This window comes from Acinetobacter sp. ANC 4636 (assembly GCF_054454555.1).
Genome location: NZ_JBTKVD010000021.1, coordinates 16,343 through 31,563 on the forward strand (window position 1 = coordinate 16,343; position 15,221 = coordinate 31,563).

15 protein-coding genes and 1 riboswitch are annotated in these 15,221 nt (G+C 40.0%); of the genes, 4 read left to right on the top strand and 11 right to left on the bottom strand.

What is annotated here, in order from left to right:
• The first annotated feature begins 37 nt into the window (after positions 1-37).
• The 3 genes from ACX1N5_RS14700 to ACX1N5_RS14710 are packed head-to-tail and all read left to right on the top strand — an operon-like array spanning position 38 to position 2,270.
• Complete coding sequence (locus ACX1N5_RS14700; RefSeq protein ID WP_458803266.1) at positions 38-1,042, top strand: isopenicillin N synthase family dioxygenase; 1,005 nt, start codon at positions 38-40, stop codon at positions 1,040-1,042.
• Entirely contained in the window at positions 1,039-1,926 is an 888-nt protein-coding gene (locus ACX1N5_RS14705; protein WP_458803264.1) for a hypothetical protein, read from the top strand. Before ACX1N5_RS14700 ends, ACX1N5_RS14705 begins: the two co-directional genes overlap by 4 nt.
• Positions 1,927-1,940: 14 nt before the next feature.
• On the top strand, positions 1,941-2,270 hold the full coding sequence (locus ACX1N5_RS14710; protein WP_458803262.1) for a DMT family transporter: 330 nt from the start codon (positions 1,941-1,943) through the stop codon (positions 2,268-2,270).
• A 172-nt stretch (positions 2,271-2,442) separates the two neighbouring features.
• Here ACX1N5_RS14710 and ACX1N5_RS14715 read toward each other — a convergent pair whose 3' ends face one another.
• Genes ACX1N5_RS14715 through ACX1N5_RS14730 form a run of 4 tightly spaced genes read right to left on the bottom strand, consistent with a single transcriptional unit; the run spans position 2,443 to position 5,861 of the window.
• Complete coding sequence (locus tag ACX1N5_RS14715) at positions 2,443-3,471, bottom strand: ABC transporter substrate-binding protein (protein WP_045792633.1); 1,029 nt, start codon at positions 3,469-3,471, stop codon at positions 2,443-2,445.
• Positions 3,468-5,291 carry an allophanate hydrolase gene (gene atzF, locus ACX1N5_RS14720; RefSeq protein WP_458803288.1) on the bottom strand — a complete coding sequence of 608 codons (1,824 nt, stop codon included), beginning with the start codon at positions 5,289-5,291 and terminating at the stop codon, positions 3,468-3,470. The genes ACX1N5_RS14715 and atzF overlap by 4 nt, the downstream gene beginning before the upstream one ends.
• Positions 5,292-5,296: 5 nt before the next feature.
• Positions 5,297-5,731 (bottom strand): CopG family ribbon-helix-helix protein, encoded by a 435-nt coding sequence (locus ACX1N5_RS14725; RefSeq protein ID WP_131381652.1) that lies wholly within the window; start codon positions 5,729-5,731, stop codon positions 5,297-5,299.
• Positions 5,724-5,861, bottom strand: a complete 138-nt coding sequence (locus tag ACX1N5_RS14730) for a hypothetical protein (protein WP_458803259.1) — start codon at positions 5,859-5,861, stop codon at positions 5,724-5,726. The genes ACX1N5_RS14725 and ACX1N5_RS14730 overlap by 8 nt, the downstream gene beginning before the upstream one ends.
• A 297-nt stretch (positions 5,862-6,158) precedes the next feature.
• Here ACX1N5_RS14730 and ACX1N5_RS14735 point away from each other — a divergent pair, with 297 nt between their 5' ends.
• Positions 6,159-8,141: an AAA family ATPase gene (locus ACX1N5_RS14735; RefSeq protein WP_458803257.1), complete on the top strand. Its 1,983-nt coding sequence runs from the start codon at positions 6,159-6,161 to the stop codon at positions 8,139-8,141.
• Positions 8,142-8,195: 54 nt separating this feature from the next.
• On the opposite strand, the gene uca is transcribed toward ACX1N5_RS14735, so the two are convergent.
• The 7 genes from uca to ACX1N5_RS14770 form a co-directional block, all read right to left on the bottom strand.
• Positions 8,196-11,801 (bottom strand): urea carboxylase, encoded by a 3,606-nt coding sequence (gene uca, locus ACX1N5_RS14740; protein WP_458803255.1) that lies wholly within the window; start codon positions 11,799-11,801, stop codon positions 8,196-8,198.
• A gap of 2 nt (positions 11,802-11,803) precedes the next feature.
• Complete coding sequence (locus ACX1N5_RS14745) at positions 11,804-12,457, bottom strand: urea amidolyase associated protein UAAP2 (protein WP_458803253.1); 654 nt, start codon at positions 12,455-12,457, stop codon at positions 11,804-11,806.
• 19 nt (positions 12,458-12,476) lie between these two features.
• A complete protein-coding gene (locus tag ACX1N5_RS14750; RefSeq protein ID WP_458803251.1) occupies positions 12,477-13,220 on the bottom strand; it encodes an urea amidolyase associated protein UAAP1 in 744 nt (247 codons plus the stop codon).
• A gap of 27 nt (positions 13,221-13,247) precedes the next feature.
• A riboswitch (guanidine-I (ykkC/yxkD leader) is annotated at positions 13,248-13,344 on the bottom strand.
• Positions 13,345-13,907: 563 nt separating this feature from the next.
• Entirely contained in the window at positions 13,908-14,108 is a 201-nt protein-coding gene (locus ACX1N5_RS14755) for a hypothetical protein (protein ID WP_458803249.1), read from the bottom strand.
• A 20-nt stretch (positions 14,109-14,128) separates the two neighbouring features.
• Positions 14,129-14,557: a hypothetical protein gene (locus ACX1N5_RS14760; RefSeq protein WP_458803247.1), complete on the bottom strand. Its 429-nt coding sequence runs from the start codon at positions 14,555-14,557 to the stop codon at positions 14,129-14,131.
• A 79-nt stretch (positions 14,558-14,636) separates the two neighbouring features.
• On the bottom strand, positions 14,637-15,023 hold the full coding sequence (locus tag ACX1N5_RS14765; RefSeq protein WP_458803245.1) for a hypothetical protein: 387 nt from the start codon (positions 15,021-15,023) through the stop codon (positions 14,637-14,639).
• A gap of 14 nt (positions 15,024-15,037) precedes the next feature.
• Positions 15,038-15,221, bottom strand: a 184-nt coding sequence (locus ACX1N5_RS14770) for a hypothetical protein (protein WP_458803243.1), incomplete at its 5' end; no start/stop codon positions are given.

The window sequence follows — 15,221 nt, forward strand, 5'->3', positions numbered from 1 at the left end:
TTGGTTCTATGTTGGACGGCCAACGTTGGTGATCTTCATGTCTAGTTTGCATGTTTTACCCCTCGTCGATATCTCAAAATTATCGAGTCCGTATTTGGAAGACCGACTCACAGTTGCTGCTGCGCTGGATCGAGCAGCAAAGGAGGTTGGTTTTTTATATTTAACAGGAGAGCAATTTAACCCTGATTTATTTACAGCGCTGCATGAAACCGCAAAACGTTATTTTGCTCAAGATTTACAATCTAAAATGAAGCATTACATTGGTTTATCTGAGAATCACAGTGGCTATGTGCCTATTGGGGAAGAACGTTTTGCAGAAAATCTCATTGATCTGAAAGAAGCATACGATGTCAATTATGATTATCAGGGTTTAGATGGTCGTCGCCCACTAATTGGCCCAACACAATGGCCCAATGACCCCGAATTTAAAATGCATGTCTCAAATTACTATCAACATATCAAAACGATTGGGCAGCAAATTTTTCAGGGTTTTGCACTTGCTTTGGACTTAGATGAGCATTATTTCGATACACACATTTTAAAAGCGCCCAGCCAACTTCGCTTGATTCACTACCCTTTTCATGCCAATGCGCAAGATCAGGATGGGATCGGCGCTCATACAGACTACGAGTGTTTTACTTTACTGCTACCAACAGCTTCGGGACTGCAAGTTCTCAATAAACAAGGTCAATGGATTGATATTCCACTCCTAGAAAATACTTTGGTCATGAATGTTGGCGACATGATGGAAATCTTGTCGAATGGCCGTTACTTGGCAACCAAACATCGGGTCAAAAAAATTTCTGAAGAACGCTATTCCTTTCCGTTCTTTTTTAGCTGTGATTATGACTATGTCATTCAGCCGATCACGCAAAATGAATCGCCTAAATATTCGGCACTGCAATGTGGCGAACATCTGTTTAATCAAACTGCTCAGACTTTTCAGTATTTAAAAGAAAAAGTGAAACGCGGAGAAATTCAGCTCAAGAATGCCCGCCCGCTTTATTCCTTTGGCTTAGACGAAAATCAGGAGTCGACATGAATTTAATTCAACTCTGCTCAAAACTTAATGCAAGCCCTATGGAAGATCTCACATTACCAAGTTATTTATTGGGTGCATTTCGGCGTAAAAGCATTACTTTTGCGAATGGTTTGACCGATGAAAAGACCATTGTGTACTGGTTTCAGTCCAAAAGTTTTACCATTGATTTGCGCTTAAAAGAGGCAAACACCACACCTGTTTTGGACAGGCAGGGCTGGATTGGTGATACCTGTTGGGATCAGGAACAACAACTCCTTTCATGGCATGTAACCAGCAATTATCAAAATCATATTCAATGGCCTGAACCAGCCAAGTTACACCCGATTGGCAATGCCATTTTAGAGTTTTCACCCAGTAATGCCTATGTTGAAGACTGGCGGCAACAAGTCACTCGCGGGCTGTATCTGGGTTTGCGCTTATTTAAAATTGAAAATTTAGAGACGCAAGAAAGCTATGCTGCCGATGGTGGCCTGATTATTTGCGATCATTTTCTTGCCTTTGCTCAATCTCGACATCCTGATATCCAGCAACGATTCAATGTCCACAGCACTTTAAGCCATGCCTATACCGAGCAAAGCATTAATTTAAAAGAAATTCAAGACTATGAGGTTTCCATCAGTTTTGACAGAGAAAGCATCGATTTAAGTACCGTCACCGACAGAGTTGGAACCACGATTGATCTTGAAAATTTTGAACTTCTGGATGCTGAAACACTGGTACAAAGCAAAGTGATTCAAGGCAAAAACTGCCGTCTATATTTCAAACTCGATGTATTTCAGCCCAACTTTGAATTTTCAACACACACTGAAACCACGACTGCCAGTCAACGCTGGCTACAACAAGAACAAGATCATCTTTTTCATGCTACAAAAATAACTCTATAGGAATCATTTCTCTTATGGCTTTTCTTTATTTACTGATTGCGATTTTGGCAGAAGTGATCGCTACTTCTGCCATGAAAGCATCCGATAGTTTTAGTCAGTTATTACCCTCAGGTATCACTATTTTAGGTTATGCCTTTGCGATCTACTTTTTATCTCTGACCATGAAAAGCATTCCAATCGGAATTACCTACGCACTGTGGTCAGGTGCAGGCATTATTCTGGTTTCACTGGTGGGATTCTTTTATTACAAACAGCATTTAGATGTTGCGGCCGTCATCGGTTTAGCGTTTATGATCGCAGGAATTATGATTATCAATCTATTTTCTAAAAGCACACATCTTTAATTTTATTGAATTTTTCTATATGAATGAAGTGCTTTTATTCTCTGATCAGAAGAACTCGGGACAATAACTTAAAAATTGAATACTGCTTTATTTGGGTTTTCTGGCATTTAGTTTTTAGTTGCTAGAAACAAAAATAGCCCAAGATAACTTAGGCTATTTTATAGATCAGGTTTTATTTTAACTCTTGAATCAATGCTGGATAAATCAAGCCATCAACATTCTGTTCGGTTTTATAGATGCCATTTTCCACGTTGAATTTATTGACATGGTAAGACGAACCATAAATTGAGTCGAAGCCATCTCCTTTGGTAAAGACTTTTTTGTTGTCGGCAATACTGAGCAAATGTGTACCACTCACCATCAGCTCATATTGTTTCGGATCGACCCCTGAACGATTCGCCATGATTTTCACGGCATCGGCATGGGTTGCAGGATCATTGATATATTTCACCGTTTTGTCCCACACTTGCAGAATTTTTTTCCATTCTTCTTTGTGTGCAGACAAATGGCTCATGTTGACTGACAAAGTATCATAAATCAGACCCGGTTTATCTTTCGAGGTATAGATAATTTTTGAACCTGGAACAGATTTAAGTGCTTGACTTGCAACAGGTTGCCAAACGGCAATCGCTGAAACTTCTCGACTTGTAAAGACCTGTGGTAATTGGTTGGTTGCAGAGTTAACCAGTTTCACATCATTGATCGACATTTTTTGGTCAGACAATGCAGTTGCTAAAAGAAGATGATCAACAAGTCCTTTTTCAAGACCAACCGATTTACCTTTTAAGTCCTGAATCGAGTTAATCCCTTCTTTGGCAATAATCACATCATTGCCCGCAGAATAATCTGTAGCCAAGATCATCATCCCTTGGGTGCCGCCCGATGCTGTTAATAAGTCATCCCCATTGGTTACGAACACGGCATCAAGCTGATTGGCTGAAAATGCTGACAGTGATGCTGAATAATCGAACCATTTAAACTCAACATTGACCCCTGCATCTTTTAACCAACCTTTTTCGATGGCAACTTGCCAAGCCACCCAACCCGGCCAGTCACTATAGCCAATGATAATTGGTTTACTATTGCTACTGGTTGCAGCCGTTGAACTTTCCTTGGCCTCTGGTACTTTGGCTTTATTGTCACAACCAGCGAGTAGAATGGCAGACAATACCGATACCGATAAAAATGCTTTATTGATCATACAGAAACTCCCCCGATTTCCTTTACTTGAGATGTCGATGTGTTTTGTTGCAATGACTGTATATAAGCTCTCCAGCCACCCAAATGACTGATGTCTAGAGCGTCGTTGATGGCATAATTTTCACAAATAAACCCTTTGACCCATGTGCCATCTTCCAGTTGCAGATTGCCAATTCCGAGTGGAGCAGGTACCTCTGCTACAATTTCACCAAATCTGGTGCTTGGAATTTCCCAAACTTCAATGTCAATCGACTGACCTGCCGAATCAAATTGCAGTCCTGGTTTAGGTGGCGTGGTATTTTTTAATGCGAAAAGTTTATAACTGGCAGCCGTTTTGGTTTTCTTAAGCAATACGCCTTGCCGTGTAGTTAACTGAAAATTCAGCGGCATACCTGAAAGATGTGCACCAACAACCGCCAATTTCACGGCATGTGTAGACTGGATTTCGATGGATTTATGATAGCTTTGTGTTGATTTACCCAAAGTAAGTGCAGTTTCAGCTTGCCAGATTTGTGCAAAATTCGCCAAGGCTTGATCGTGCCAAGCAGGTGCAATAAAAGTCACCCCACTCGGTAAACCATCTGCACGCATCACATTGGGTAAAGCCAATGCAGATAAGTCTGAGAAATTGACGAAATTGGTATATGCGCCCATGTGTGAGTTTTTTACGATTGGATCGGCTTCTACCTCGGCAATCGTATAAATAGTTGGTGCTGTTGGCACCATCAACGCATCATACGGTTCAAGTGCAAGATTGATTTTTCGCGCCAGAACAGCACGGTTATATTCAGCTTGTAGTGCATCGGTCGCTGTAAATCTGTCGGCCTGAGCAATAATTTGCGCAATCACAGGATGTGCCTGTTCACGCGTTACCATTTTTTCAACTGCAACAGTGCGCTCAGCGACCCAAGCATCGTTATATAAGGCTTGGGCAAGTTGATTAAAGATTTTGAAATCAATACTTTCAACCTCATAACCCAGTTTTTTAACCCGTTCAATTGCCGAATCAAAGGCTTTTTCTGCCTCTGCATCCCCATAAAACTCAAGCTGAGCAGGAATCGCGATTTTGCCTTTAGAAAAATGTGTGGGTACGTTAGCAGGATGTACACGCGAATATTCATCGCTTTCATCATAGCCTTGCATGACTCTGGCAACCGACCAAGCATCATCAGCCGTTAAGGCGAAAATCGAAATCACATCAATGGTTCGGCAAGCTGGAATCAGACCTGTGGTTGAAAACCAGCCTTTGGTTGGTTTTAGCCCGACAATATTGTTATGCCCTGCGGGTACACGCCCTGAACCTGCGGTGTCCGTGCCCAAACTAAACGGTACAGTCCCATTCGCCACTGCGACCGAAGACCCCGAGCTTGAACCGCCACTGATATATTCAGGATTAAAGCTATTTTTTACCGCGCCAAATGGAGAACGCACACCGACCAAGCCCGTTGCAAACTGATCAAGGTTGGTTTTACCAACCACCACTGCCCCTGCACTTTTGAGTTTGGCAATGACAGCGGCATCGGTTGTTGCCAAGTAAGCTGCTTCTTGGCATGCAGCCGTAGTATGAAAACCTGCAACATCAATATTGTCTTTGACCGCAAATGGCACGCCATATAAAGGCAGGTCAGCCGCATTTTTGTGTTTTAAAAGCTCGATCTGAGCCTGGATTTGTTCAGCAGAAGCAATTTCAATCCAAGCATGATTGTCATTATTGAAAGTTTTGACATAGTCAACTAAACCTTCAAGCGTCATTTGCTTATTGGTATAAGCTATTTTCCAGTCTTGAATTGTCCATAAGTCTTGCACGACTTTACTCCTGATTCGGTTTAATCGTTTTGTAGAATCGGCGGCATCACCGCATCCATCAGTTCTAAATGCCCTTTGATCACCCCTTTTAATGCAATAAATTGCTGGCTGATCTGTCTTAACTCAGAGCTTGCTCCTTGCATGAGCATGACTTGCAGAATTTTTTGCTGATCAAGCTGGATATGCAGCGAACTAATCACCTGAGTTAAAAACTGTTGTTGTAAATCAATAATTTGGTTACGAAGTGTCATTTGGCTAGCTTCATATAAAATGGTCAGCGTGCCCACCATGACTTCGTTGGCTTGTGCCTGTTCTGCAATCAGGTGTTTATTGATCATGTCGACTATGGCTTGTGAGCGACTTTCATAATGTTGATCAACAATTTTCTGATCGAGTGCATTTAAAGTTGTTTCAGGCACAGTAATGCTGATCCGCGCCAGTTTTGGTTTAGACACGGTGTAATCCTTTTAGCTTGTTAGCATTTGGATTTTGGTTTAAATAAATGCCTGCACGCGCACTTAGCAGATCAACCAGAAATGTTTTGAGTGGATGTTGCTTTTGGGTTTCTGACTTTGCATGGTTCATCTCGCAACTCCTATTCAGTATTACCAAATCTATTTTTTGTATTACTGATATTAAGAATGCAGAAAATGTGCCAATTTTTAAGATGGGTTTTGAGTGGTTTAGATGAATTTTTCGGGTGTTTTTTGTGCAAAAAGAAAAGTCTTGCTCAAAATCAGGGCAAAGATAAGTTATTGATTGTTTATCTCGGAATTTGAGGCAAGTTTGAGAGCTAAGTTTTAGATCCCTAAATCAATTTCACCTTTAAATTGTTTTGTAATATCATTGGTTTAATCATTAAATTCTTATTTATATTCTGATATGAACAACAAATTATATTACTGGGCTGAAAACGTAGACAATTATACATCTGACAATGACGAAGACTACAACAAAGTTATTGAAATAAAACGCTTAAATTTTTATATTGGTAAAAATAATGCAGGGAAAAGTCGGTTTTTAAGATCTACTTTTACATCCAACATAGAATTCCAAGATATTAACTTTATTTCGATAGATGATGAAATCACAAAACTAAAGAAAGCTGTTACTGAAATTCAACATCAAAGTGTAGGATTTCAAAATCAATATGGAAGTAACTTCCGAGAAGAATTATTAAGGTTAATTGAAGAACTCGTAAACACAAAAAAGACAACATCACCACTTAATTTTAAAAAATTAATAGATATAAACATACCTAAAATCCGAAAATTTTATGATATGCATAATAGAGAAAAATTTAATTTAATCTTAGAGGACTATCTTTCAAATTCTCGAGATTTTTATGATCGATATTCTTTTGAAGGAAAATTTTATATCCCCATTTTACGAGGTATGCGTCCTGTCACAGAAATTGAAAATAAACAGCCTTATATTGAACGTGCTCAAAAGGATTACTTCAAAGATACTCAAAAATTTAACTCAAAAAATATCATTACAGGAGAAAGTCTTTATCACGAATTAAAGATTCATTTACTTGGCGAACCTGAACAACGTGATTTGATCAAAAAATATGAAGAAAAATTAAGCCAGTATTTTTTTGATAATGAAGTTGTGACTTTAATTCCTAAATTCGGAAAAGATGAACACGGCAATGAAAATGATGTAGTTCATATAAAAATTGGTAATGATGCTCAGTTTCCAATTTATAATCTTGGTGATGGCTTACAACAGGCAATTATCTTAACTTTTGAGGCCTATATAAAAAGACAAGATACTGAAGGTAAAGAACAAATTCATGCATTTTTTATTGAAGAACCTGAATTGCATATGCATGCAGGTATGGTTCGTCAGCTCATGAATTTCTACTTGAACGAAACCAAACACTATTATTTCTTTACCACACACTCAAACCACCTTTTAGACATGGTGGATGAATCTGATCAAGTGATCATTCAAAAATTTGTTAAAGAGCAAAATAAGGATGATCCATCTAAGTTTGATTTTAAAATTTATCGCTGTGACCGAGATCATGAACTATTAACTTCTCTAGGTGTTCGACCATCTTCAATTTATTTATCCAACTGTACTATTTGGGTCGAAGGCGTGACAGACCGAATGTATTTATCCAAATTAATGGCTAAATATTTAAAAGAAATTGAAAATAGTGAAAAAGAAAACTTCAAAATATATAGAAGTTTTATGCCAAATTTTCATTATGCTTTTATCGAGTATGCAGGCGGAAATATTACGCATTGGAGCTTCATGGATGACTATCCATCTAAAGAAGAAGCTTTAGAATTTCTTGAAAGAAACAAAGGACTTACAGCAAAAGCAATTTCAAAAAATATTTTGCTTTTAGCAGACGGTGATAATGAAGGTAAAGCAGAGAGATTGAAAGAATGGGAAACAGAACTTAACTCTGAAAATGTTTATATTTTACCCTGTAAAGAAATCGAAAATACTTTAACGCCATCTATTATCTACAAGGCTTGCTTGATCAAATTTCATGGTATTAGAAAAACAGCCACAGAAGTTACCTTGAATCCAAATACAATCAATAACCTAAAACATAAGGGATTTAATAGGGATACTTCTGACTTTAATATCTCCAATTTAAATGATTCTATGAGTTTTATTAGTAAAGAAGGCATCGGTAAAATTATTGATGATACTATTCGTATAGATCCACCAGTAAAAAATTCCCCAAGATTATTTTCTGATGAATCAGGAACGATTGATGATAAGGTTGGATTTTGTGAAATCTGCAAAGTCCTAATGACTTACGAAGACTGGCAACTCACTCAAGAAGCTAAAGATTTATGCAAAAAGATTTTTGAACATATAAAAGAATGTAACCCTTAAATAATTCCAGATTGCCCGAACTCCCATTTAAAAAGGAGAGTTCGGGCAAATAATTTAAGCCACAGGCGCTAACGTAAACAACACCTGCCCCGTTTTCACCGTTTGCCCTTTTTCAATGGTAATCGCCTCAACCTTCATCCGTTCAGGTGCAACAATTGGAATTTCAATCTTCATGGCTTCAATCACGGCAAGGGTTGTGCCCTCCTCAACAATATCGCCCAAAGCGCATTCGATTTTCCAAATTGACCCCGGCATGTGTGACTCAACCGAACAGCCACCTTCAGGAATTGTGACGGCTTCACCATCATCAACCGCATCCAGACTTTCAGACACATACTCTTGCAAACCTGCTTCGTGCCAGCGACGACGTTCAGCTTCAAAATTGGCTTGCTGCATGTCTTTAAACGCATGAATAGTTTCAGCATTTTTCTTTAAGAAATCATTGTATTCTTTCAGGTTTAAAACCCCGTCTTCAATTCGCAGCTTGAGACGACCTGCTTTAAAATCTTCCCGCATGTGCAAAAGTTCAGTTTCAGAAACTTCATAAAACTTCACTTGGTCAAAAAAGCGCAGTAACCATGGTTTACCCGCCTCAAAGTCGGCATTTTTGCGGTAGCGACTCCACATTTGAGTCGTACGACCGACAAACTGATAGCCGCCAGGCCCTTCCATACCGTAAACACACATATATGCACCACCAATACCGACCGCATTTTCAGGTGTCCATGTCCGTGCAGGGTTATATTTGGTGGTGACTAAACGCTGACGCGGATCGAGCGGTGTCGCAACAGGTGCACCCAAATACACATCACCCAAGCCCATCACCAGATAATTGGCGCTATACATCACATCTTTAACCGCTTGTTTCGATGCCAAGCCATTGATACGACGAATAAATTCGACATTGTCAGGGCACCAAGGCGCATCTGGACGCACAATTTGCGTATAACGCTCAGTCGCGAGTTTGGTTTGTGAGTCTTCCCAAGCCAATGGCAAATACACTGTGCGTGACGGCACTTGCATATTATGAATATCAGGCAGTTCATTTTCGGCTTGTTGCAGTTTATGCAGCAGTTCAATCTGATCGAGTTCAATCGAATCAAAATGAATCTGTAATGAACGAATGCCCGGTGTTAAATCAATAATCCCCTGAATATTTTGATCTTTTACCCATTGCATCAGCGCATGAATACGGAAACGCAAGTTCAGGTCGAGAACCAGTTCACCGTATTCCACCAACAAATAGCTGTTGCCCGCAGGTCGATACGTCACACTCGGCAAATCGTCCTGTCCTGCAAGCGTCGCTAAAACAGCATCGTTTAGAGTCTCCGTTTCAGCTTTGAACTCAGGGCTAAAATCAATTCCTGTGACATCATCAGCCATCACACTTTGATGATACTGCTGATCGAGTGTTTTGGCTTGGGCATAGCTGACAGGAATAAATTTGACTTTATCGCCTGCTTTCAACTGACCGATTTTCCAGAGTTCAGAGTGAATCACCACCGCAGGGCAAACGAAACCGCCCAGACTTGGTCCATCTGGCCCCAAGATAATCGGCATGTCACCCGTAAAGTCGATTGCACCAATCGCATAGGCATTGTCATGGATGTTGGATGGATGCAGCCCTGCTTCACCACCATCTTGACGCGCCCATTCAGGTTTTGGCCCAATGAGGCGAATACCCGTACGGCTTGAGTTATAGTGAATTTCAAACGTGTTGGCAAAGAACGTGTCGATGTCCTGTTTGGTAAAGAAATCAGGTGCGCCATGTGGGCCATACATCACTGCAATTTCCCATGTATGGGCAAACTGAGGAATTTGAGCTTGAGGCAGTGTAGTGGTGCTTTGGGTCGAATATTCAGTGATCGGCAACATATCGCCAATCAGCAAATTACGCCCTGCATGTCCACCAAATTGTCCCAGTGTAAAGGTCGCTTGCGAGCCTAAGTATTCAGGCACATCCAGACCGCCTTTAATCCCGATATAACTGCGGCAACCCGTGGTGATCGAGCCGCATTTAAGCACCTGACCTTTTTTGACATTGATGGTTTTCCACATCGGCACGGCTTCGCCATCCAGTTTGGATGGCATATCACCACCTGTAATCACGATTTGGCTGTCACAGTGGAATTTCAAACTTGGGCCTTGCAAGGTACATTCAAGCCCTGCGGTATTTTTTGGATTGCCTAAAAGTTGGTTGGCAACCGTTAAACTTAAAGGATCAATCGCACCTGATGGCGGCACACCAACATCCCAGTAACCCAAGCGTCCTGTAACATCCTGCACTGAAGTTTGGATGCCTGCTTGCAGCACTTCGATTTTTTGGGTTTTCCATTCAAAGGTATTTAAAAAACGTGTGGTCTGGGTGCCTTCATGAAACACATCGCAGGCAATAATGTTTTGTAAATACTCAAGATTGGTTTCAATCCCTGCAACTTTTGTTTTTTCCAGACTTGAGCTCATGGCTTGAATCGCTTCATCACGCGTATTTGCAGTGACGATAATTTTGGCAATCATCGGATCATAAAAAGACGATACATTGGAGCCTGTTTCCACCCAAGTTTCGACCCGTGCATGTTCGTCAAATTTCACATACGTGAGTAAACCTGCACTCGGTTGAAATTGCTTGATCGGGTCTTCTGCATATAAACGCACTTGAATCGAGTGACCTTTCGGCACCAACTCCTCAGTCGGAGCTGTCCAGTCACCACTCGCCAGTGTCACCATCCATTCAACCAGATCGACACCAAAGACTTGCTCAGTCACCCCATGTTCCACTTGCAGACGGGTATTTACTTCCAAGAAATAAAATTCTTGGGTTTCAGTGTCCATGACAAATTCAACTGTTCCCGCAGAGCGATAATTCACCGATTGCATCAGTTGAATAGCCACTTTTTGAATATAGGCACGTTGCTTATCATTCAAATGCGGTGCAGGGGTTTCCTCAATTACCTTTTGGTTACGACGCTGCACCGAACAATCACGCTCGCCCAATGCTAAAACCTGACCCTGACCATCGCCAAAAATTTGCACTTCAATATGACGGGCATGTTGGACAAATTTTTCCAGATACAGGCCTGCATCTTTAAAGTTGGCTTGCGCCAGATAGGACACGGTTTGATAGGCATCTTTGAGTTCGGTTTCATTCCAGACCAAACGCATCCCAATCCCGCCACCGCCAGCGGTACTTTTCAGCATGACGGGATAACCAATTCGCGCTGCTTCTGTCAGGGCTTCGGCTTGATCGGCCAGTAATGAACTTCCTGGTAACAGCGGCACTTGGCTTTTGATTGCTAGCTCACGTGCCGTATGTTTTAAGCCAAAATCTTTCATTTGGCTGGAGGTTGGCCCAATAAACGCAATCCCTTGATTTTCACACAGATCACAAAACTCGGCATTTTCCGACAAAAAACCATAGCCAGGGTGAATAGCTTCAGCGCCTGTTTGCTGGGCGACTTCAATAATTTTTTCAATATTTAAATAACTTTGCTGTGCAGGCGCAGCACCAATACAAAAGGCTTCATCCGCCAAAGTCACATGTAGTGAATCTCGGTCTGCTTCTGAGTAAACAGCTACAGAAGCGATGCCCAGTTTTTTCAGGGTACGAATGACACGACAGGCGATAGCGCCGCGGTTGGCGATCAGGACTTTTTTAAACATGACTACACCTCTTCTGCTTCACGCACAACCAGTTGAATTTTGGTTGGGTTGTAGGCATTACAAGGGTTATTTAACTGCGGGCAATTGGAAATCAGCACGATCAGATCCATTTCTGCCTGAATTTCAACGTATTTCCCCGGTGCAGAAATGCCATCATCAAATTTAAGCTGACCATCTGCGGTGACAGGCACATTCATGAAGAAATTAATATTCGGGCCAATATGACGCACATTCAGCGCATATTTGTGTGCAATCGGATGTTTCGCCAACGCATACATAAAGTTATTACGGCAACTGTGCATCGGGTATTTATCGTGTGCATAACGAACCGTATTACTTTCACACGAACACGCCCCACCCAAGGTGTCATGGCGACCACAGTTATCATCGTGAATGACCGCCAATGGGCGACCCAAATTGCTGTATAACGTTGTGCCTTTTTCAAGGTAAATGTGCTGGTTGATGGCCAAAGTGTCCGTTGCGCTGTAGCGTTCGTTTGGATCTGCTGCGCTAATAAATAAGGTATCGACGGCTTGGTTGCCTTCAAGGTCAATAATTCGGAAATATTGCCCTTTTTTAACTTCACACATCCATGCTTCGCCAGCAGGGCAAACTTCATTGAGTACTGATTTTTCAAACGATTGTAAACTTGTCATTTCGGTATCCCCTGCCAATTTAGTATGTATTTTCAAGTGCGTAATAACGGGCATTATTTGCAAATGCACGTTGGTTTTGTGGGCATGAATCTCGGCAAATGTCGGTTTCATTTAAAGGCAATGCTTTAAACAATTTCATTTGCACATCGGCAGGTTGATAGCTTTCTGAACTATCCAAAGCATGTGGTGCGGCAGAAAGAAAAACTAAACAGTCCATTTCAAAGCGGACTTCAATGATTTGATTGGTATTGTCAGACTCAACATAAGACAGTTTCCCTTCATCATTCGGGGTCACTTTTGAGAATAGGTTCAGGGTTGCGCTTAAATCGGCTTGTCCTAAAGAATACTTACTCATTTCGACCAGTAAGCTGTCCAAGCCATTTTGGTACATGTCATTGCGCGCATCTTGGAACGTGCGAGTCCCGAATTTTTGTGCAATCTGTTCAAGTCGGCTTGGGCCACAAATTACATCGTTCCATCCATGATCATCATGAACGATTGAAGCCATCACGCGGCCCAAATCTGAATACAAGACATGTGAAGCTGTTAAGTAAGCGGTATGTTGCCCTTTTAAACTGTCTGGCATATTGAAGCGTTCAAGTTTATCGGCAGCATTGACACAAAATAAGGACACATTGGCATGCGCAGCAAGTGATTGAAACTGCAAGATCGTGCCTTTTTGGATACGACCAGACCAATGATGCCCACCTGGCAGAAGTTCTGACCAAATTTCTTGATTATTGTGATGATTTGCAGTGTTCATAGCCACTCCTATCGGATAGTTTTGACTTCCTCCCGGGCTTTTATCCCTCCGTGTAGTTCGCTAGGAACCGTGAACTCTCGGTCCAGTCATACGCTACTGTATCGGAACCCTAGATCACTTTTTCTTATTTGAGTAAATGCAAAGGACATGCCAATTTAGTAATACTGTTTTTGCTTTAAGTAATACTATTTTTGCTTAATATCAGTGCGCTTTATAAAAATTAGCTGCTGCGTGCGCCAAATTGACCATCTTTTCTGGAATAAATGATCAATACAAATACTCTAATCATTCGTGTTGTATGCTTCGGATATTTGTATATGCACCTGCATTTTGTTATCAAAGAATCTTGTTTAGCTGCTTTAATGTTTGGCTGAAATTCTATAATACAGAGCTTCTTGGAGTGACAGGTCACACACTGCTAAAAGTATGTCTTGATAGAAAACGAATTTTGGCTAAAAATTAGCTTAAATTGAACCTGACAGGCGCACTAAAAAATAGGTAACTGTCAGATCGGGGCTGAGCTAGTACAAATCATGAATTCTAGAAAAAGACCCTATCAAATGCTGTGATCTCTTGATTTGTAAATAATGTGCGAAATACATCTGTAGAGGTTGCACCTACACCAGTTGCAACCAATCCAGTAAGGGCACAGCTGCCTCTACGCCACCTGTAGTTATGTATATAGTATTAAATAGGCTCTACTTTTTTAAACTCTGTTACACCTTTACACTTTTTCAAATATACCTTTTGTTCATCTGCTGTTAAATATCTAAAATTATCTGGATGTATGGCGCAATCTTGGTAATAATAATCACTTAGAATAGAGCATCCCGATAAAAAGTTAATAATTAAAGTAATGACAACACACTTAAATTTAAAGTTTTTCATACTTCTTCACCTAATCAAAATTAAAGTATTGGTATATCAAAGACTGACTGACATCCTGGCATTTTTTTACTTTCACCAAAACAAACAGTTGGATGATTTCTTTTTACACCTCGTGGGTAAAATTTAAAACCTTGGTCTAAATAACATTGCTCTCGAAATTTAGAAATCTTTTGACTATTTTCACTTGTCAAAGTTTTAATAATATTTTTTTGCTTTTCAGAAGAAATTTCACTAAATTTTTTAACTTCTATTACAGAGTTTATAGCAATATCAGAACACTTAAGTGCTATTTTATTTGCATCAGATTTAGATAAAATAGGATGTACCCATAACTCTTCATCTGTTGCATAATCATTATTCCACCAGTTTCCTGTAGCAAATAGCACCCCACAGCCTGTTAAAATATTTCCCAGTATAAAAACGAGTATACAATTATTAATGACTTTCATTAAAATATTTATCCTTTGCCACTTTTATATTTGGTCTAATTAATCCAGCTACTTGTTCTTTTTTCACCACATCTATTTTTTATTGATTTCGGCTTTGGCTTCCTGTGGATTCACAGTATTTAGTTTTCAAAATCTGTAATTGTTTAAGCCTATTTTCATAAGATAAAATCCCACTATTTAAATCTGCATTCGAAACATAATCTGCTCGATCCGTTCCTAATGATAATACCGAAGCAATTCCAGAGAGTAAATTTGCTGATGTATTTAAGCTTTTACTTTTTTTATAATTAACCAACACCATTTGAGATTTTTGAATATTCGCTTCAATCGTATTGCAATCATTCATGTTATTTAAATCGCTATTCTCTGCTTTATAAATTGGTGTTACAGGTGATAAATTAGAATTTGTAGTACATGCAACTAATAGCAAGACAGGAAATAACATCATTAATTTAAACATTTTCATCTATTTCCTATAATTTAATTACAAAAACCTGTTGGCTTCCCATTAGTTGTACAAGACGTAGTATCATAGATAATATATCCTTTCTTTTTCATGCAACCATCAATGCGAATACGACGGTTAATTATTTCATCTATTGTCATGTTTGGATAATTTTGAGAAAGATCCAAATTGCTTCCGTTATAATTTATAACTCCACAA

Bases quoted from the DNA above. Each gene is read 5' to 3' on its own strand.
- ACX1N5_RS14700 (WP_458803266.1), top strand. From the start codon at position 38: ATGTCTAGTTTGCATGTTTTACCCCTCGTCGATATCTCAAAATTATCG.
- ACX1N5_RS14705 (WP_458803264.1), top strand. From the start codon at position 1,039: ATGAATTTAATTCAACTCTGCTCAAAACTTAATGCAAGCCCTATGGAA.
- ACX1N5_RS14710 (WP_458803262.1), top strand. From the start codon at position 1,941: ATGGCTTTTCTTTATTTACTGATTGCGATTTTGGCAGAAGTGATCGCT.
- ACX1N5_RS14715 (WP_045792633.1), bottom strand. From the start codon at position 3,471: ATGATCAATAAAGCATTTTTATCGGTATCGGTATTGTCTGCCATTCTA.
- ACX1N5_RS14730 (WP_458803259.1), bottom strand. From the start codon at position 5,861: ATGAACCATGCAAAGTCAGAAACCCAAAAGCAACATCCACTCAAAACA.
- ACX1N5_RS14735 (WP_458803257.1), top strand. From the start codon at position 6,159: ATGAACAACAAATTATATTACTGGGCTGAAAACGTAGACAATTATACA.
- uca (WP_458803255.1), bottom strand. From the start codon at position 11,801: ATGTTTAAAAAAGTCCTGATCGCCAACCGCGGCGCTATCGCCTGTCGT.
- ACX1N5_RS14745 (WP_458803253.1), bottom strand. From the start codon at position 12,457: ATGACAAGTTTACAATCGTTTGAAAAATCAGTACTCAATGAAGTTTGC.
- ACX1N5_RS14750 (WP_458803251.1), bottom strand. From the start codon at position 13,220: ATGAACACTGCAAATCATCACAATAATCAAGAAATTTGGTCAGAACTT.
- ACX1N5_RS14755 (WP_458803249.1), bottom strand. From the start codon at position 14,108: ATGAAAAACTTTAAATTTAAGTGTGTTGTCATTACTTTAATTATTAAC.
- ACX1N5_RS14760 (WP_458803247.1), bottom strand. From the start codon at position 14,557: ATGAAAGTCATTAATAATTGTATACTCGTTTTTATACTGGGAAATATT.
- ACX1N5_RS14765 (WP_458803245.1), bottom strand. From the start codon at position 15,023: ATGAAAATGTTTAAATTAATGATGTTATTTCCTGTCTTGCTATTAGTT.